This window comes from Streptomyces sp. NPDC047130, assembly GCF_040643475.1.
GTDB lineage: Bacteria > Actinomycetota > Actinomycetes > Streptomycetales > Streptomycetaceae > Streptomyces.
On the sequence record NZ_JBEYUK010000001.1, the window covers coordinates 23,799 to 41,189 of the forward strand.

At 73.3% G+C, this 17,391-nt stretch carries 17 protein-coding genes; 14 read left to right on the forward strand and 3 right to left on the reverse strand.

The features are described from left to right. Nucleotides 1–36 precede the first annotated feature (36 nt). The 8 genes from ABZ836_RS00100 (at nt 37) to ABZ836_RS00135 (ending at nt 7,860) form a co-directional block, all read left to right on the forward strand. Nucleotides 37–714, forward strand: a complete 678-nt coding sequence (locus ABZ836_RS00100; RefSeq protein ID WP_356137218.1) for a UbiX family flavin prenyltransferase — start codon at nt 37–39, stop codon at nt 712–714. Between the two features lie 160 nt (nt 715–874). Then, nucleotides 875–1,330: an Lrp/AsnC family transcriptional regulator gene (locus tag ABZ836_RS00105; protein ID WP_356137216.1), complete on the forward strand. Its 456-nt coding sequence runs from the start codon at nt 875–877 to the stop codon at nt 1,328–1,330. 133 nt (nt 1,331–1,463) lie between these two features. Beyond that, complete coding sequence (locus tag ABZ836_RS00110) at nt 1,464–1,988, forward strand: GNAT family N-acetyltransferase (RefSeq protein ID WP_361138005.1); 525 nt, start codon at nt 1,464–1,466, stop codon at nt 1,986–1,988. Nucleotides 1,989–2,092: 104 nt separating this feature from the next. Next, nucleotides 2,093–2,353: a DUF4229 domain-containing protein gene (locus ABZ836_RS00115; protein ID WP_356137213.1), complete on the forward strand. Its 261-nt coding sequence runs from the start codon at nt 2,093–2,095 to the stop codon at nt 2,351–2,353. Nucleotides 2,354–2,715: 362 nt separating this feature from the next. After that, nucleotides 2,716–4,050, forward strand: a complete 1,335-nt coding sequence (locus ABZ836_RS00120) for a dicarboxylate/amino acid:cation symporter (RefSeq protein ID WP_361138511.1) — start codon at nt 2,716–2,718, stop codon at nt 4,048–4,050. 222 nt (nt 4,051–4,272) lie between these two features. Then, nucleotides 4,273–4,908, forward strand: coding sequence for a helix-turn-helix domain-containing protein (locus ABZ836_RS00125; RefSeq protein WP_356137211.1), 636 nt, complete (start codon nt 4,273–4,275; stop codon nt 4,906–4,908). A gap of 18 nt (nt 4,909–4,926) precedes the next feature. Then, the gene (locus ABZ836_RS00130; RefSeq protein WP_356137209.1) at nt 4,927–7,104 is read left to right on the forward strand and encodes an MMPL family transporter; all 2,178 of its coding nucleotides are present in this window, start codon (nt 4,927–4,929) and stop codon (nt 7,102–7,104) included. A gap of 102 nt (nt 7,105–7,206) precedes the next feature. Next, the gene (locus ABZ836_RS00135; protein WP_361138008.1) at nt 7,207–7,860 is read left to right on the forward strand and encodes a TetR/AcrR family transcriptional regulator; all 654 of its coding nucleotides are present in this window, start codon (nt 7,207–7,209) and stop codon (nt 7,858–7,860) included. Nucleotides 7,861–7,909: 49 nt separating this feature from the next. On the opposite strand, the gene ABZ836_RS00140 is transcribed toward ABZ836_RS00135, so the two are convergent. Beyond that, a complete protein-coding gene (locus tag ABZ836_RS00140; protein ID WP_361138010.1) occupies nt 7,910–8,824 on the reverse strand; it encodes a MaoC/PaaZ C-terminal domain-containing protein in 915 nt (304 codons plus the stop codon). Nucleotides 8,825–8,828: 4 nt separating this feature from the next. Continuing rightward, a complete protein-coding gene (locus tag ABZ836_RS00145) occupies nt 8,829–10,142 on the reverse strand; it encodes a 3-oxoacyl-ACP reductase (protein ID WP_361138012.1) in 1,314 nt (437 codons plus the stop codon). 210 nt (nt 10,143–10,352) lie between these two features. Between ABZ836_RS00145 and ABZ836_RS00150 the strand changes: the two genes are divergently transcribed. Beyond that, a complete protein-coding gene (locus ABZ836_RS00150) occupies nt 10,353–11,642 on the forward strand; it encodes an acetyl-CoA C-acetyltransferase (protein WP_361138014.1) in 1,290 nt (429 codons plus the stop codon). Between the two features lie 178 nt (nt 11,643–11,820). On the opposite strand, the gene ABZ836_RS00155 is transcribed toward ABZ836_RS00150, so the two are convergent. Continuing rightward, the gene (locus ABZ836_RS00155; RefSeq protein WP_108954893.1) at nt 11,821–12,024 is read right to left on the reverse strand and encodes a cold-shock protein; all 204 of its coding nucleotides are present in this window, start codon (nt 12,022–12,024) and stop codon (nt 11,821–11,823) included. A gap of 354 nt (nt 12,025–12,378) precedes the next feature. Here ABZ836_RS00155 and ABZ836_RS00160 point away from each other — a divergent pair, with 354 nt between their 5' ends. The 5 genes from ABZ836_RS00160 to ABZ836_RS00180 all read left to right on the forward strand — a co-directional run bounded on the left by ABZ836_RS00160 (nt 12,379) and on the right by ABZ836_RS00180 (nt 16,831). Continuing rightward, nucleotides 12,379–13,227: a menaquinone biosynthesis protein gene (locus tag ABZ836_RS00160; RefSeq protein WP_361138016.1), complete on the forward strand. Its 849-nt coding sequence runs from the start codon at nt 12,379–12,381 to the stop codon at nt 13,225–13,227. 98 nt (nt 13,228–13,325) lie between these two features. Further along, nucleotides 13,326–14,057, forward strand: a complete 732-nt coding sequence (locus ABZ836_RS00165) for an A24 family peptidase (protein WP_361138018.1) — start codon at nt 13,326–13,328, stop codon at nt 14,055–14,057. 157 nt (nt 14,058–14,214) lie between these two features. Then, complete coding sequence (gene mqnC / locus ABZ836_RS00170; protein ID WP_356137195.1) at nt 14,215–15,417, forward strand: cyclic dehypoxanthinyl futalosine synthase; 1,203 nt, start codon at nt 14,215–14,217, stop codon at nt 15,415–15,417. 14 nt (nt 15,418–15,431) lie between these two features. Next, on the forward strand, nt 15,432–16,085 hold the full coding sequence (locus ABZ836_RS00175; RefSeq protein ID WP_356137193.1) for a hypothetical protein: 654 nt from the start codon (nt 15,432–15,434) through the stop codon (nt 16,083–16,085). A 50-nt stretch (nt 16,086–16,135) separates the two neighbouring features. Continuing rightward, nucleotides 16,136–16,831: a demethylmenaquinone methyltransferase gene (locus ABZ836_RS00180; protein WP_356137191.1), complete on the forward strand. Its 696-nt coding sequence runs from the start codon at nt 16,136–16,138 to the stop codon at nt 16,829–16,831. Nucleotides 16,832–17,391 lie beyond the last annotated feature (560 nt).

Below are 17,391 nucleotides of genomic sequence, written 5' to 3' on the forward strand. Positions count from 1 at the left end.
GCCGGACCTGTCGGGCCCCGCCGGTAGGCTCAGGGTGTGAACGCAGGGGAAAAGCGGCGGACTCCTTGGATCGTGGGGGTCTCCGGGGCATCCGGTACGCCATACGCGGCCGCGGTACTGCGCGGGCTGATCGAGGCCGGGGAGAGCGTCGACCTGGTGGTCAGCCGCGCGGCCCGGCTGACCCTGCTGGACGAGACCGGGATCGCGTTCCGCGACGCCCACTGGCAGGACGACCTGTCCGCCTGGCTGGCCAGGGGCGCCGACGGAAAGCCCGGCACCTTCGCGCCGCCGCCGGGCGACATCCGGTACTGGACCGCCGGCGACCTCGCCGCGGGCCCCTCGTCCGGCTCCTATCCGGCCCGCGGGATGCTGATCGTGCCCGCCTCCACCGCCTGCGTGGCCGGTGTGGCGCTGGGCCTCTCCAAGGACCTGCTGCAGCGCGCCGCGAGCGTGACGCTCAAGGAGCGCCGCCCGCTGGTGGTCTCCGTGCGCGAGACGCCGCTCAACGGACAGACGCTGCGGCACCTGGTCACACTGGACGACGCCGGGGCGAGCGTCGTCCCGGCCTCCCCGGCCTTCTACGCGGGAGCCACCCACATCCAGGACCTCGTGGACTTCGTCGCCGGCCGGGTGCTCGACGCGGCGGGCGTCCCGCACACGCTCTACCGGCGGTGGAAGGGCGGCCTCGGCGAGGCGAGGTCCGCCGGGAGCTGACCGCCGTACCCCCGTCGGCCACGGGGCCGGCCCCCGGCCCCCGCCCCCGCCGGGGCGCCGCCGGCCGCCCCACCCCCCCCCGCACTACCGGTCACGTCACCGGGCACACGTCATCGATCACATTCGCGCAGGAACACCTCACCGGAAGGCAATCGATCGCATGGACGCCGTGGACAGGCAGCTCATCCAGGCTCTCAGGGAGAACGGGCGGGCCTCCTACGCGGAACTGGGACGCCTCGTCGGTCTGTCGGGGCCCAGCGTCACCGACCGCATCAACCGGCTGGAGGCGGCCGGGGTCATCACCGGCTACCGCGCCACCGTCGACGCGGCCTCGCTCGGCCTCGGCGTCACCGCGCTGATCGGCATCTCGCTCTCCGACGCCGCCGACCACGAGGACGTCGCCCAGCGGCTCAAGGAGCTGCCCGAGATCGAGGACTGCTGGTTCATCGCCGGCGACGACAGCTACATGCTGAAGGCCCGCGCGAAGGACGTCGACGGCCTGGAGCGCATCATCCGGCGGCTCTCCGGCACTCACGGGGTGTCCCGCACCCGCACCACCATCGTGCTCTCCACCAAGTGGGAGAACCGCGTCGGAGAGCTCCCCGAGGAGTCCTGACCCGCCTCGCCGGACCCGCGGCGGAGACGGCGGCACCGCCGCCGCGGGCCGGAACGGCTGCCGGTTCCCGCCCCGGTGTCCGCCCTGTGGAATCGTCTTGAGGAGCGCGAACGGTAATAAGTAAGGTCGCCTCATGACCCTTACTTTCACGTTCGACCCGGCCGTCACCCCGGACCTCCGCGACGGCATCCTCGACCTCTGGGTGGACGTGACCAACGCCGGCGGCGCCGTCGGGTTCGTGCCCACGGTGACCCGTGACGACATCCGCCCGGCGCTGGTCAAGCAGCTCACCCAGGTCGCCGACGGCACCGCCCGGCTGCTGGTCGGCCGGGACGCCGGGGGCCGCGTGCTGGCCACCGGCTTCCTCGCCTTCAACAGCCACCGGCTGATGCGGCACTGGGTCATGGCCTACACCGTGATGGTCCACCCCGGACACCAGGGCAAGGGGTACGGCCGCGACCTGATGGCCGCCCTCGCCGACGCCGCCCGCGGCCTGGACGGCATCGAGGCCATCAGGCTGGGCTGCCGCGGCGGCCTCGGGCTGGAGCACTTCTACGCCTCCTGCGGCTACAAGGAGGTCGGCCGCGTCCCCGGCGCCATCCGGGTCGGGCCGGGCGACGACCGCGACGACATCACCATGTACCTGCCGCTGACCTAGCACTTCGGTCCCCCCGCCCCGCGCACAAGATCCGTCCGCCGTCGTGTTTCACTGGACGGCAGTGCCTTTGTGTCGGGCTCGTTGGACGGAAGAGTGGGTTTGAGATGCTCCGCTACACACTGATGCGCCTCGGCATCTTCGTGGGCTGCTTCGTGGTCGTCTGGGGCGGTGTCTACGCCGGTCTCCTGCCGAGCGCCGTCGGTGACGCCAACGGCATGTGGATCATCCTGCTGGCGCTGGTGCTCTCCGCCCCGATCAGCTTCGTGGTGCTGCGCGGCGAGCGCGACCGCGCCTCGGTGCGGATCGTCGAGCGGATGGAGCGCGCCAAGGTCAACCTGGAGCGCAACCGCGCCCAGGAGGACTGACCCGCTTCCGCACTCCCCCTCGGTGCCTCGATCCCCCCAAGGAGTCGGGGCACTTGCCATTTATGGGGTGAAAGAGCGTCCTGCCTCACAAAGAAAGGCTTTGGGGTTCCCAAAGCATTGCTGTTAACGTATTCGCATGACGTCAGCAGCCGCGCCCTTCACGCCTCAGCGCCTCGCGCTGGTGGCGCGCCTGCATGTGGACCTCTGCCGCCGCACGGTCGCGGCGTGTCCGGCTCTCGTCTGAGCCCGTTCCACACGCTCGATCCCTTCCGCGGCGCTGCTGACCGATTCCGGGGCGCCGCCCTCGCACGTCTCGTCCCCCCGCGCCCCCGCGCGTTCCCCGTCGGAGTGTGTCCGTGTCCGTGTCCGAGAACACGAAAACCGTGAGCAGGCCCAAGCGCTCGCTCCGGGTGCCCTTCTGGGCCCAGATCATCGCCGGCCTGGTCCTCGGCGTCCTGCTGGGCTGGCTGGCCCGCAGCCAGGACCTCACCTGGCTGGTCACCACGCTCGACAAGATCGGCGGAACGTTCGTCCAGCTGCTGAAGCTGGCCGTCGCCCCGCTCGTCTTCTTCGCGATCCTGGTGTCCATCACCAACCTCCGGAAGGTCAACAACGCCGCCCGGCTGGCCTCCCGCACCCTGCTCTGGTTCCTGATCACCTCGCTGATAGCCGTGGTGATCGGCCTCGCCATCGGCCTGATCACCAACCCGGGCGCCGGCACCGGCCTGACCCCGAAGGACGGCGCCAAGCCGGAGAGCCAGGGCAGCTGGATCGACTTCCTGACGGGCATCATCCCGACCGACGTCATCACGCCGTTCACCGAGCTGAACGTGCTCCAGATCGTCTTCATGGCCGCCGTCGCCGGCATCGCCGCCCTGGCCATCGGGGAGAAGGCGCAGCCCGTCCTCTCCTTCAGCGAGTCGGTGCTGGAGCTGCTCCAGAAGGCGCTGTGGTGGGTCATCCTGCTCGCCCCGATCGGCACCGTCGGCCTCATCGGCCGCGCCATCGCCACCTACGGCTGGGACCTCATCGGCAAGTACGCGACCTTCACCGCCGACGTCTACATCGGCTGCGCGCTGGTGATGTTCGGCGTCTACCCGCTGCTGCTCGCCACCGTCGCCAAGGTCAGCCCGATCCAGTTCTTCAAGGGCGCCTGGCCGGCCATCCAGCTGGCCTTCGTCTCGCGCTCCTCGGTCGGCACCATGCCGCTGACCGTCAAGGTCGTCGAGCGCCTGGGCGTCCCGCGTGAGTACACCTCCTTCGCGGTGCCGTTCGGCGCCACCACGAAGATGGACGGCTGCGCCGCCATCTACCCGGCGCTGGCCGCGATCTTCGTGGCGCAGATCTTCGACGTCCAGCTCGGCATCCAGGAGTACCTGCTGATCGCGTTCGTCGCGGTCGTCGGCTCCGCCGCCACCGCGGGCCTCACCGGCGCCACCGTGATGCTGACCCTGACCCTCTCCACGCTGGGTCTGCCCCTGGAGGGCGTGGGTCTGCTGCTGGCCATCGACCCGATCCTGGACATGATCCGCACCGCCACCAACGTGGCCGGCCAGGCGGTCGTCCCGGTCCTGGTCGCCGCGCGGGAGAACATCCTGGACCGCGACGCCTACCGCACCGCCTCCGCGTCCCCGCTCGAGGGCGACGAGCCGGAGGTCCGCGACCGGGCTCCCGAGCCGGTGCCCGCCACCGTCTGACCCACCCGCCCCGCCGCACCGGCCACGTCCACCTCCACCGCCGGCCGGGCGGACGAGCAGCCGACAGGCCCCCTCCGCCCGACCGGGCGGAGGGGGCCTATCGGCATCTTCGGCGCATTCCGGTCCACTTCGGGCCTTCCCGTGTGCTTCCGTGACCGAACACACACCGTGTCGCCTGTCCGAACGGTCAGATCTGACCGTTCGGACAGTTAGCGTGGTGCCATGGCACGCCCGTCCAGCGGTCTGCACGAGCGCCTGCTCGCCTCCGCCCTGCGCCTGTTCGTCTCCCGCGGCTTCCGCGGCACGTCCCTCGCGGACATCGCCGCCGACGTGGGCTGCTCCAAGGCGTCGTTGCTCTACCACTTCAGCAACAAGGAGGCGATCCTCACCGAGCTGCTGATGCCGGTGGGGTGCGAGGTCTTCGCGCTCGACGACCGGCTGAGGGAGATGGACGGCGACGAGGCCGCGCTCACCGCGGTCCACTCCTTCGTCGACATCACCCTGCGGTTCCGCCGCGAGATCAAGCTGCTCTTCGACAACCTCGCCGACGTGTCCACGCTGCCCGACCTGGGCGTCGAGACCATCGACGGGATCAGGGAGCGGCTGGTCGACGCCGTGGCGGGGCGTTCCACCGATCCCCGCGACCGCATCGCCGCGGCGATGGCCCTCGGCGGCGTCTTCGCCACGGGTGCGGGCGACCTGCCCTACGACGACCGCGTCCTCCGCGAGGCGCTGCTCACCGGCGCGCTGCGGACCCTCGGCCGGGACACCGGCCGGGCCGCCCTCGACCAGGACGCCCGTCAGGGCGCCGGTCCGGGCGCCGCTCACGACAACGATCCACAGCTCGGGAAGAACTAGAAGAAGGGCCCCACTCCCATGGCGACCTTGCTCTACCGGTTGGGCCGCGCGTGCTTCGGGCGCCGCGGCCTGGTGGTGGCCGTATGGCTGCTGCTGCTCGCCCTGATGGGCGGTGCGGCGGCGGCCTTCATGGGCACCACCACCAACGCGTTCCGGATGCCGGGGACCGAGTCCCAGCGTGCGATGGACGCGCTGCAGAAGCAGTTCCCGCAGGCCGCCGGCGCGACCGGCACGGTGGTGATCACCTCCGAGCAGAAGCTCACCCCGGCCGACGTCGCGCCCGTCGTGAAGGACGCGGCGGGCATACCCGGCGTGGTCGCCGCGATGGACCCCTTCCAGATGCAGTCCGTCTCGCCCGACGGGCGGTACGCGCTGGTCCAGGTCCAGTTCAAGGACGAGATCGCCGACATCACCGACAAGCAGCGCGACGCCTACGCCGAGCTGCCCGAGGAGTACGACGGCGAGGGCGGCTCGGTCCGGGTCGAGGTGGGCGGCGAACTCGCCCAGACCCCGCCGGAGATCGGGTCCACCGAGGCGATCGGCGTGGCGGTCGCCGCCGTCGTCCTGGTGATCACCTTCGGCTCGCTGGTCGCCGCCGGCATGACGCTGCTCAACGCCCTGGTGGGCGTGGGCGTCGGCATGGCCGGGCTGTACGCCCTCACCGGCTTCGTGGAGCTCAACAGCACCAGCCCGGTGCTGGCGCTGATGCTGGGCCTGGCCGTCGGCATCGACTACTCCCTCTTCATCACCTCCCGCTACCGCCAGTTCCTGGTCGAGGGCGTGGAACGCCGCGAGGCGGCCGGGCGGGCCATCGGCACGGCCGGCTCCGCGGTGGTCTTCGCCGGCGCCACGGTGGTCATCGCCCTGGCCGGCCTGTCCGTCGTCGGCATCCCGTTCCTGTCCGCCATGGGCCTGGCCGCGGCGGCCACCGTCGCGGTCGCGGTGCTGGTGGCGCTCACCCTGCTCCCGGCGGTGCTGGCCTTCGCCGGCGACAGGATCCTGCCGCGCAAGCTGCGCAGCACGGTCGCCGAGAAGGGCGAGGCGGAGGTCAAGGAGGGCTTCGGGTACACCTGGGGCCGCCTGGTGCTGAAGCTGCGCATCCCGATCCTGCTGGTCGGCATCGCCGGCCTGGGCGTGCTGTCCCTGCCCGCCCGCGACATGCACCTGGCGCTCCCGGACGCCGGCACCGCCGCCGTGGAGACCACCGAGCGGCAGGCGTACGACCTCACCGCGGAGGGCTTCGGCCCCGGCTTCAACGGCCGCCTGATGGCCGTCGTCTCCGCCGACACCCCGAACGCCACCAAGGCCGCCGTCCAGGACGTCGCCGCGCTGATCCCGGACGTCAAGGGCGTCGCGGCCGTCGCGCCGCCGCAGTTCAACCAGGACGGCACGACCGCGCTGGTCGCGGTGATCCCGACCACCGGCCCGACCGACCCGGCCACCGAGGACACCGTCCACGCCATCCGCGGGAAGGTGGCCGACGTCCAGGGCGCCGACGTGGCGCTGACCGGCATGACCGCCATCGGCATCGACATCTCCGAGAAGCTGGCGGACGCGCTCCCGGTCTACCTGCTGCTGGTGGTCGGCCTCTCGGTCCTGCTGCTGATGCTGGTGTTCCGCTCGGTCCTGGTGCCGCTGAAGGCCGCCCTCGGCTTCCTGCTGACCGTCGGCGCCACCTTCGGCCTGACCACGGCGGTGTTCCAGGAGGGCCACCTCGCCGACCTGGTGGGCGTGGACACGCCGGGCCCGCTGGTCAGCTTCCTGCCGATCATCCTCATCGGCATCCTGTTCGGCCTCGCCATGGACTACGAGGTGTTCCTGGTGTCCCGCATGCGGGAGGACTTCGTCCACGGGGACAGCCCGCGCCAGGCCACGGTCAACGGCCTCGGCCACAACGCGCGGGTGGTGACGGCGGCCGCGTTGATCATGATCGCCGTGTTCGCGGGCTTCGTCTTCGCCCACGACCCGATCATCAAGTCCATCGGCTTCGCCCTCGCCGTCGGCGTGGTGATCGACGCGTTCGTCGTCCGCATGACGCTGGTGCCGGCGGTCATGTCGCTGATGGGCCGCGGCGCGTGGTGGCTGCCGAAGTGGCTGGACCGGGCGCTGCCGGACCTCGACATCGAGGGCGAGAAGCTCCGCCACGCGCTCGCCGAGCCGGCCACCGGGGACCGCGAGAAGGTCACCGTGGGCTGACGCCGCGTCGCGCACGTCTTCGGGGCCCCGGCGGATCCTTCCGCCGGGGCCCCGTCGTGAACGAGGGGGTCCGCCCGGCGGCAGGCGTCATAGGGTGGCCGCATGGTTGGAGGAGCGGTGCGGACCCGTCGCCTGCCGCGGGCGGAGCGCGAACGACAGATGATGGACGCCGCCGTCCGGGTGTTCGGCCGCCGCGGCTACCGCGGCGCGTCCATGGACGAGGTCGCCGAACTGGCGGGCGTCTCCAAGCCGTTGGTGTACCTCTACCTCAAGTCCAAGGAAGACCTGTTCACCGCGTGCATCCGCCGCGAGGCCAAGGCGCTCTCGGACGCGGTCCGGGCGGGCGTCGCCGACGCCTCGCTGCCCGCCGACCGCCAACTCTGGGCGGGACTCCACGCGTTCTTCCGGCACACCGCGGAACACCCCGACGGGTGGGCGGTCCTGCACGTCCAGGCCCGGACGCACGGGGAGCCGTTCGCGGCGGAGGTGGCGGCGATGCGCGAGGAACTGGTCGCGCTGGTGACCCACCTGATCGCGGTGGGGGCGCGGGCCGCGCACCGCGACCCGGACCTCCCGGAACGGGAGGTGGCCGGGCTCGCGGAGGCGCTGGTGGGGGCGGCGGAGTCGATGGCGGCCTGGGCCAACGCGACGGAGGGGGTGTCGGCCCGGCAGGCGGCCGCGACGCTGATGAACTTCGCCTGGGCCGGCCTCGGCAACCTCACCACCGGCCGCCCCTGGACCCCGCCCCCGCCCTGACGGCCGGCGGGGGCCGGGGCGGGGCGCGGGCGGGTCAGGGCGGCGGGGGTCAGGACGGGGCGACGTCGCCCTCGACGTGGAGGTGGCCGGACGAGCGGAGCTGGAAGCGCGGGCCCGCCTCGGCGTAGTGGACGGTGGCCGGCAGCAGCACCGGCGCCTTGAAGCGGGCGCCCACCACCGCCCCCTCCGGCACCCCGTACGCCGCGAGACACCGCGCCACCGTCCACATGCCGTGCGCTATCGCCCGCGGGAAGCCGAACAGCCGCGCCGTCGCCGCCGAGAGGTGGATCGGGTTCCGGTCCCCGGAGGCGGCCCCGTACCGCCGGCCGAGGTCACCGGGCAGCCGCCACTCCGCCGTCGCCGGCAGCTCCTCCGGCTCCGCCCGCTCCCGCGCCCGCTGCTCCGTCCCCTCCGGTTCCGCCCGCTGTTCCGTCCCGTCCGGTTCCGCCCTCCGCTCCCCGCCGTCGGAGCCCGCCGCGCCCGGCGGGACCCGGTGCCGCGCCAGGTACGTGCTGCGGGACTCCCACACCAGCTCCCCGGCGTCCCGCGCCCGGGTGAGGACCGTCGCCTCCGTGCCCCGCCGGTGCGGGGCGAGCCCCTCCACCTCGACCGCGATCTCGTACGGCCGGTCCGCCGGCATCGCGCCGTGCCGCGTGATCCCGATCGACGTGTGCACCAGCCCCAGCACCGGCAGCGGGAACGCCCGCCCGCTCATCAGCCGCATGGTGGCGGCGAAGCCCAGGACGTGCGGGTAGGTCACCGGCAGCGTCCCGTCGTCCTCGAACCCGCAGATCCGCCGGTAGGCGCCGAGCCGCCCCGCGTCCGCCCGCACCGAGGGCTGCACCAGCCGGGTCCGCGGGAACGGGGCGTCGGGGCGGGGCCGCTTGGTGGGGGAGAGCAGCGCGCCCCGCAGCAGCAGCGGCGCCAGCGCGGGCGGCCGGGTGAGCACGATCGCGTCGGTCATGTCCTCACGCCCCCAGCAGGCTCTGGCCGCAGACCCGCACGACCTGCCCGTTGACGCCGCCGGAGGCGGGGCCGGCGAACCAGGCGTGGGTCTCGGCGACGTCCACCGGGAGCCCGCCCTGGACCAGGGAGTTCATCCGCCGGCCCGCCTCGCGGATCATCAGGGGGACCGCCGCCGTCATCTTCGTCTCGATGAACCCCGGCGCCACCGCGTTCACGGTGACCCCGTGCTCGGCGAGCGCCCGCGGGGCCAGCGACCGGACCATGCCGATGACGCCCGCCTTGCTGGCGGCGTAGTTCGTCTGCCCCGAGTTGCCGGCGATGCCCGCGATGGAGGCGGTGGCGGTGATCCGGCCGCCGCGCGGGATCAGCCCCTGCGCCAGCAGCGTGTCGGTGGTGTGCAGCACGCTGGCCAGGTTGACGTCGAGCACCGAACTCCAGCGGTCCGCGGGCATGTTGACCAGGCGGCGGTCGCGGGTGATCCCGGCGTTGTGGACCAGCACGTCCAGCCGCCCGTCCGGCAGGACCGAGGCGATCCGGTCCGCGGCGTCCACGGCGGTGATGTCCAGGCCCAGGGCGGTGCCGCCCAGCCGCCCGGCGAGCGCGCGGGCCTCCTCCTCGGCCTGCGGCACGTCCAGCACGACCACGTGGGCGCCGTCCCGGGCGAGCGTCTCGGCCACGGCCGCGCCGATGCCCCGGGAGGCGCCGGTGACCACCGCCGTCCTCCCGGCCAGCGGACGGTCCCAGTCTTCGGGAGCGGTCACCTCGGCCTCGTCGACCTCGATCACCTGGCCGTCCACGAACGCGGACTTCGGTGAGAGCAGGAAGCGCAGCGTGGACTCGGCCGAGGCGGCGTCGGTCAGGCGGACCAGGTTGACCGTCCGGCCCCGGCCGATCTCCTTGCCGAGCGAGCGGACGAAGCCCTCCAGGCCCTGCTGGACCGCTGCCTGGTGGTGGTCGCCCGCGTCGAGCGGCGCCCCGAGGACGACCACCCGGCCGGACTCGGCGACGCCGCGCACCACCGGGTGCAGCGCGCCGTGCACCCCGGCCAGCGCCTCCACGGTCCGCACGCCGGTGGCGTCGACCACCACCGCGGCGGGCCGTTCGGCGCCCTCGGTGCGCACCTCCGGTCCGGTGCGGGCGAGCACGGGGGAGAGGTCGAGGGCGGACTTCCCGGCCGTCAGGTGCAGCAGCGGGCCGTCGAGGACGGGCCGCTCGGCCGACCACCGGCGCAACGGGGCGGGCTGCGGCAGCCCCAGCCGCTTGCTGAGGAAGCGGCCGGGCGCGGTCCGGGTGAAGCTCTGATAGCGGTCGGCCATGTGGGGGCTCCCAGGCAGGTGCTCGACGAACGAGGGCGGCTTGCCGTGGCGTGCTGAGGCCCGCGACGGCTCGCTGTGGCTTACTTCGGCTTACTCTGGAGTAACGTTACCGATGGTAAGGCTCGATGGGTAAGCCCCGGTCGCTGGACCGGTGCGTGAGCGCCGCCGATGCCCGGGCGGCACCAGGCTCGAGGTAAGGAGCAGGCCAAGATGACCGATTCCCTGCAGCCCCCGGCGACCCGGCGGGTCGCCGTCGTCGGTGGTACGCGTATTCCGTTCGCCCGCTCCGACGGCCCCTACGCGACCGCCTCCAACCAGGACATGCTGACGGCCGCCCTGGACGGGCTGGTCGAGCGGTACGACCTCCAGGAGCCCGGCGCCGTCGGCGAGTTCGTGGCCGGGGCGGTCCTCAAGCACAGCCGCGACTTCAACCTGGCCCGGGAGACCGTGCTGGGCTCCCGGCTGGACCCCAGGACCCCCGCCTACGACATCCAGCAGGCGTGCGGCACCGGCCTCCAGGCCGTCGTCGCCGTGGCCAACAAGATCATGCTGGGCCAGCTGGAGTCCGGTGTGGCCGGCGGCGCCGACACCGCCAGCGACGCCCCGCTGCGGCTCAACGACCGGCTGCGGAGGATCCTGCTGGAGGCCCGCCGGGCGAGGTCCACCGGCGCCCGGCTCAAGGCGCTGTCCAAGGTGCGCCCCTCCCACCTGGTCCCCGACATCCCGCGCAACGCCGAGCCCCGCACCCGCCTGTCCATGGGCGAGCACGCGGCGGTCACCGCGCGGGCCTGGGGCATCACCCGTGAGGCGCAGGACGAACTGGCCGCGGCGAGTCACCGCAAGCTGGCCGCGGCCTACGAGCGGGGCTTCTTCCAGGACCTGGTGGTGCCCTTCCGGGGCCTGGCCCGCGACCAGAACCTGCGGCCCGGCTCCACGGTGGAGAAGCTGGCGACCCTCAAGCCGGTCTTCGGGCTGGACGGGCCGGAGCCCACCATGACGGCGGGCAACTCCACGCCGCTCACCGACGGCGCGGCCACCGTGCTGCTGGCGAGCGAGGAGTGGGCCGAGGCGCGCGGACTGAAGCCGCTGGCCTACCTGACGGCCTACGAGACGGCCGCCGTGGACTTCGTGCACGGGGACGTCGCCGACGGCGAGGACGGCCTGCTGATGGCCCCGGCCCACGCGGTGCCGCGGATGCTGGAGCGGGCCGGGCTGGGCATCGAGGACTTCGACCTGATCGAGATCCACGAGGCCTTCGCCTCCCAGGTGCTGGCCACGCTGGCGGCCTGGGAGAAGCGGGGCCTGGCCCCGGTGGACCGCGACCGGCTGAACGTGGCCGGGTCCTCGCTGGCCACCGGTCACCCCTTCGCCGCGACCGGCGCCCGGGTGGTCGCCACGCTGGCCAAGCTGCTGGCCGAGCGGGACGGGCCGGGCCGCGGCCTGATCTCCGTCTGCGCGGCCGGCGGCCAGGGCGTCACGGCCATCCTCGAACGGGCCTGAGCGCCGCCACGGCGGCGGCCGGCGCGGGGACGGCGGCGGCGCGTCAACGGCGGCAGCCGGAAAAAGGCAGGAGCCCCCGGACGCCGGCGAAAGCCGGCAGGGGGCTCCTTGGGTACTGCACTCGTTCCGGAATCAACTCAACCGGAGCAGAGCATCGGGCTCTCTTCGAGCCGGAGGCTTACTGCGGGGTGACGTTCTCCGCCTGCGGGCCCTTCGGACCCTGGGTCACGTCGAAGGTCACCGCCTGGTTCTCCTCGAGGGAGCGGAAGCCGCTCGCGTTGATCGCGGAGTAGTGGACGAAGACGTCGGGGCCTCCGCCTTCCTGGGCGATGAAGCCAAAGCCCTTTTCGGCGTTGAACCACTTCACGGTTCCGGTAGCCATAAGCCCTCCTTGGGCCCAAAGGGTTGCCCTGCTCCAGAACCTGCAAGTGTCCGAAACAACTGCACAAGTCTGAAAACGACGAGAGCCCGCGGTCACATGCTCCGCAGGCTCTGTACTGCAAGGGAAACCAAACTGCAACTTGCTGCGAGCCTAGCACGCGAGGGCCCGGACGCAAGAGAGGGCAAGATCACGTCACCCGTGTGCATAAAACTCGCAGATCGGGGTTGACGGTTGGGTTGGGCCGTGCGGGTGACCGGGGGGTGGTGCCGGTCGTGCCGCGGGCACGAGGTACGCGGGCGCGCGCGGGCGCACCCTGAGCGCCGGGTTGCGCCGGACGGGGTCTAGTCTCGCGATGTGGACAATTCTCGCATCCGGCCGCGCGTCGGCCACATCCAGTTCCTGAACTGCCTGCCCCTCTACTGGGGGCTCGCGAGAACAGGCACGCTCCTCAATCTGGAGCTGACCAAGGACACCCCGGAGAAGCTCAGCGAGAAACTGGTCGCGGGCGACCTGGACATCGGCCCGGTCACCCTCGTCGAATTCCTCAAGAACGCCGACGAACTGGTCGCCTTCCCGGACATCGCGGTCGGCTGCGACGGTCCCGTGATGTCGTGCGTGATCGTCTCCCAGCTCCCGCTGGAGCAGCTCGACGGCGCCCGGGTCGCCCTGGGCTCCACCTCCCGGACCTCGGTGCGGCTGGCCCAGCTCCTGCTGCAGGAGCGTTTCGGCGTCACCCCCGAGTACTTCACCTGCCCGCCGGACCTGGGCGCGATGATGCAGGAGGCGGACGCCGCCGTCCTGATCGGCGACGCGGCGCTGCGGGCCAGCCTGCACGACGCGCCGCGGCTCGGTCTGGCCGTGCACGACCTGGGCGCGCTGTGGAAGGAGTGGACGGGCCTGCCGTTCGTCTTCGCCGTCTGGGCCGCGCGGCGCGACTACCTCGAGCGCGAGCCGGAGCTCACCCGCCGCGTCCACGAGGCCTTCCTCGCCTCCCGCGACCTCTCCCTGGAGGAGGTCACCAAGGTCGCCGAGCAGGCCGCCCGCTGGGAGGCGTTCGACGCCGAGCTCCTGGAGCGGTACTTCACCACCCTCGACTTCCGCTTCGGCCCCGAACAGCTCGGCGCCGTCGCGGAGTTCGCCCGCCGCGTCGGCCCCACCACAGGCTTCCCGGCCGACGTACGGGTCCAGCTGCTGGAGACGTAGGGAAACGACCCGGCCCGCGGCTCGCGGCCCGGAACCCGGAGACTCCTTGCCTCCCGCCGGGGCCCCTCCCCGTCCGGTTCCCGGCCTAGGCTGGGTGGGTGACGACCGAGCTGTGGCTGCTGGTGCTGGTGGCGGCGGGGTGGGGGGCGGTGGCGGGGCTGACGCTGGCGAGGCCCGCGTACCGGCTGGCGGTGGAGCCGGGGCGGCCGTGGCGGGCCGACTGCCCCGACGGGCACGCGCTGGCCGGCTGGCTCGGCACCGCCCGGTGCGGTGGCTGCGCCGGGCCGTACGGCGGAGGCGGGGTGGCGCTGCCCCTGGTGACGGCCGCTCTGAGCGCGGCCCTCGCCGCCGCGACCGGGCCGCGCCCGGAACTCCTCGTCTGGCTGCTGCTGACCCCCGTGGGCGTGCTGCTGGCCGCCGTCGACCTCCGGGTCCACCGCCTGCCCGACGTGCTGACGCTGCCGCTGGCCGGGGCCGCCCTCGTGCTGCTGGGGGGCGCCGCGCTCCTGCCCGGGCACGCGGGCCGGTGGACCGGCGCGGTGCTCGGCGCCCTCGCGCTGGCCGGCGGCTACCTGGTGCTCCACCTGGTCAGCCCGGCGGGCATGGGCTTCGGCGACGTCAAGCTGGCCCTCACCGCCGGCGCCGTCCTCGGCTGGTACGGCGGGGGCGCCGTGATCCTGGGCGCCTTCCTCGGCGTCCTCCTCGGCGGCCTCCAGGGGCTCGCCCTGGTCGCCCTCCGCCGCGCCGGCCGCCGCACGGAGTTCGCCTTCGGCCCCTCCCTCCTCCTGGGCACCCACCTCACCCTCCTCGCCGCCGCCCGGGCGGCCTGACCTTCCCCCCCCCGTCGGACGGCCGGCGCGCTGAACAGTGGCGACGCGCACGAGGCGGGAGGTGGCGCAGGAGTGTCCAGAGGCTCCGGTGGGGCGGTCGGGGGGCTGGCGTAGGCTGATGCGGTCCGTCCAAACCCTTGACGAAAGGGACGCATCGGTGACCGAGAAGGCCGAACTTCAGTCTGTGCTCGACCGTGCCGCCGACGGTGGGCGGATCACTCCCGAGGAGGCGGTCGCCCTCCTCAGGGACGCCCCGCTGCACGCCCTCGGCCAGGCCGCCGACGCCGTCCGCCGCCGGAAGTTCGCCGGTGTCGAGCACATCGCGACGTACATCATCGAGCGGAACATCAACTACACGAACGTGTGCGTCACCGCGTGCAAGTTCTGCGCCTTCTACGCGGCCCCGAAGGACACCAAGAAGGGCTGGACCCGCGACCTCGACGACATCCTGCGCCGCTGCGCGGAGACGGTCGAGCTGGGCGGCACCCAGATCATGTTCCAGGGCGGGCACCACCCCGACTACGGCGTCGAGTACTACGAGTCGCACTTCAAGGCCATCAAGGACGCCTTCCCGCAGCTGGTCATCCACAGCCTGGGCGCCTCCGAGGTCGAGCACATGGCCCGGATCTCCAAGGTCTCCGTCGAGGAGGCCATCACCCGGATCCACCGGGCCGGCCTGGACTCCTTCGCCGGCGCCGGCGCCGAGCTGCTGCCCGCGCGGCCGCGCAAGGCGATCGCCCCGCTGAAGGAGAGCGGCGAGCGCTGGCTGGAGATCATGGAGACCGCGCACCGCCTCGGCGTCGAGTCGACGACGACCATGCTGATGGGCACCGGCGAGACCTACGCCGAGCGGATCGAGCACCTGCGGATGATCCGCGAGGTGCAGGACCGCACCGGCGGCTTCCGCGCCTTCATCCCGTACACCTACCAGCCGGAGAACAACCACCTGAAGGGCCGCACCCAGGCGACGCTCTTCGAGTACCTCCGGATGATCGCCGTGGCCCGCCTCTTCCTGGACAACGTCACCCACATCCAGGGCTCCTGGCTGACCACCGGCAAGGAGGCCGGGCAGCTCTCGCTGCACTACGGCGCGGACGACCTGGGCTCGATCATGCTGGAGGAGAACGTGGTCTCCTCGGCCGGCGCCCGCCACCGCTCCAACCGGCAGGAGATCATCGACCTGATCCGCGCCGCCGACCGCGTCCCCGCGCAGCGCGCCACCACCTACGAGCACCTCGTGGTGCACGACGACCCGGCGAACGACCCGGGCGACGGCGACCGCGTCACCTCGCACATCTCCTCCACGGCCATCGAGCGCGGCATCGCCCACCCGGAGCTGCAGATCGTCGACGCGGGCTGAGGGACGACGCCACGGTGCTGACCATCCACGCCGCCGAGCTCCTGGTGACGGGGGACCGGCGGCCGCCCGTCCCCCGGGGCGCGGTGCTGGTGCGGGGCGGCACGGTCGCCCGAGTCGGGCCGTACGAGGAGGTCGTGGCGGCCGGCCCGGGCGCCCGGGTGCGGTGTTGGCCCGGGATCATCACGCCCGGCCTGGTCAACCCCCACGGGCCCGAGCTGCTGGAGAGCACCTACCACCCGGACCCGCGCGAGGCGGACGAGCTGGGGACGGCGCCGCTGGCCGGGGAACGGCTCGCCGCCCTCGGGACGACCGAGGCCCGGTGGTCCGCGAGCGCCCGGCGCGGCGTGCAGCGGATGCTGGCCCACGGCACGGTGGCCGTCGCCGGCGCCCTCCGGCGGCCGGGGGCGCTGGACGCCGTCGACCGGGTGGGCCTCGTCACCGTCCCTGTCACCGGGGAACGCCTCGCCCCAGCCGCGGGGCCGCCCTCGCTCGACCCGCTCGCCGGGCGGGCCCCCGCCGAGGCGTACGGCCCGTCCTTCGCCGTCGACGGCGCGGACGCCACCTTCGCGGTCTTCGACGTCCCCGACGAGGCCGCCCTCGCCGAGCGGGGCGCGGCCACCTGCGTCGCCACCGTCCTCCGCGGCCGCCTGCTCTTCCGCCGCCGCTGACCGACGGGGCGTCGGTCCCGGGCGGGAGGGCGGCTGCAACAATGGGCGGCGTGACCCGCGCATCCCTGGACAAGCAGCCGCACGAAGTCGCCTCGATGTTCGACGGCGTGGCGAAGCGGTACGACCTCACCAACGACGTGCTGTCCCTGGGCCAGGCCCGGCTCTGGCGCAAGGAGGTCGCCAAGGCGGTGGACGCCCGGCCGGGGCAGAAGGTGCTCGACCTCGCCGCCGGCACGGCCACCTCCTCGCAGCCGTTCGCGGAGGCCGGCGCCTACGTGGTGCCGTGCGACTTCTCCCTCGGCATGCTGCGGGTCGGCAAGGAACGCCACCCGTGGATGCCGTTCACCGCGGGGGACGCCACGAAGCTGCCGTTCCGGGACGACACCTTCGACGCCGTCACCATCTCCTTCGGCCTGCGCAACGTGCACGACACCGACGCGGCGCTCGCCGAGATGTTCCGGGTGACCAGGCCCGGCGGGCGCGTGGTCATCAGCGAGTTCAGCCGGCCCGTGTGGGCCCCGTTCCGCACGGTGTACATGGAGTACCTGATGAAGGCGCTCCCGCCGGTGGCCCGGACAGTGTCCTCCAACCCGGACGCGTACGTCTACCTGGCCGAGTCGATCCAGGAGTGGCCCGACCAGCCGGCACTGGCCTCCCGCCTGGTCAAGGCCGGCTGGGGCGAGGTCGCCTGGCGGAACCTCACGGGTGGCATCGTGGCCCTGCACCGGGGTTTCAAGCGGGTCTGAGGGGTCGGCCAACGCCGTTGTCCGACGCGGATGTTGGGGAACCGACGGGGTACGTCCCGGTGTCCGAAGGGGCAGTCCGGTCCTCCAGGATGGGTGGTGCCCATGGCTACGTTCTGCCCGAGCTGCCGTACCTCGGGGCCCGACGGGGCACGCTTCTGCTCGCGCTGTGCCGCGCCGGTGACCGCGGGGCCGCCCCCCGGCCCGCCGCCCCCGGGCGCCCCCTCCACCCCACCGGCCCCGGCCGCGACCACGCCCCCGGAGCCGCCGCAGCCGCCAGGTGCGACCACGCCTCCGGAGCCGCCGCAGCCGCCAGGTGCGACCACGCCTCCGGAGCCGCCGCAGCCGCCAGGGTCCGCCGCGTCCCCCGAGGCGGCGGGGTCCAGCCCCCCGGCCGAGCCGACCCAGCGCCCGGCCTCCGCCGCGTCGCCCGGGCAGCCCCAGCCTCCGACCACCCCTCCCGTCCCGAAGGCGCCGCACGGGTCCGACGCGCCGCCCGAGCCCTCGGTGCCCGCCACGCCACCGGATCGCGCCGCCCCGCCGCAGCCGTCCGCGCCTCCGGA

Bases quoted from the DNA above. Each gene is read 5' to 3' on its own strand.
- ABZ836_RS00105 (WP_356137216.1), top strand. From the start codon at position 875: ATGGACGCCGTGGACAGGCAGCTCATCCAGGCTCTCAGGGAGAACGGG.
- ABZ836_RS00110 (WP_361138005.1), top strand. From the start codon at position 1,464: ATGACCCTTACTTTCACGTTCGACCCGGCCGTCACCCCGGACCTCCGC.
- ABZ836_RS00115 (WP_356137213.1), top strand. From the start codon at position 2,093: ATGCTCCGCTACACACTGATGCGCCTCGGCATCTTCGTGGGCTGCTTC.
- ABZ836_RS00125 (WP_356137211.1), top strand. From the start codon at position 4,273: ATGGCACGCCCGTCCAGCGGTCTGCACGAGCGCCTGCTCGCCTCCGCC.
- ABZ836_RS00130 (WP_356137209.1), top strand. From the start codon at position 4,927: ATGGCGACCTTGCTCTACCGGTTGGGCCGCGCGTGCTTCGGGCGCCGC.
- ABZ836_RS00135 (WP_361138008.1), top strand. From the start codon at position 7,207: ATGGTTGGAGGAGCGGTGCGGACCCGTCGCCTGCCGCGGGCGGAGCGC.
- ABZ836_RS00140 (WP_361138010.1), bottom strand. From the start codon at position 8,824: ATGACCGACGCGATCGTGCTCACCCGGCCGCCCGCGCTGGCGCCGCTG.
- ABZ836_RS00145 (WP_361138012.1), bottom strand. From the start codon at position 10,142: ATGGCCGACCGCTATCAGAGCTTCACCCGGACCGCGCCCGGCCGCTTC.
- ABZ836_RS00150 (WP_361138014.1), top strand. From the start codon at position 10,353: ATGACCGATTCCCTGCAGCCCCCGGCGACCCGGCGGGTCGCCGTCGTC.
- ABZ836_RS00155 (WP_108954893.1), bottom strand. From the start codon at position 12,024: ATGGCTACCGGAACCGTGAAGTGGTTCAACGCCGAAAAGGGCTTTGGC.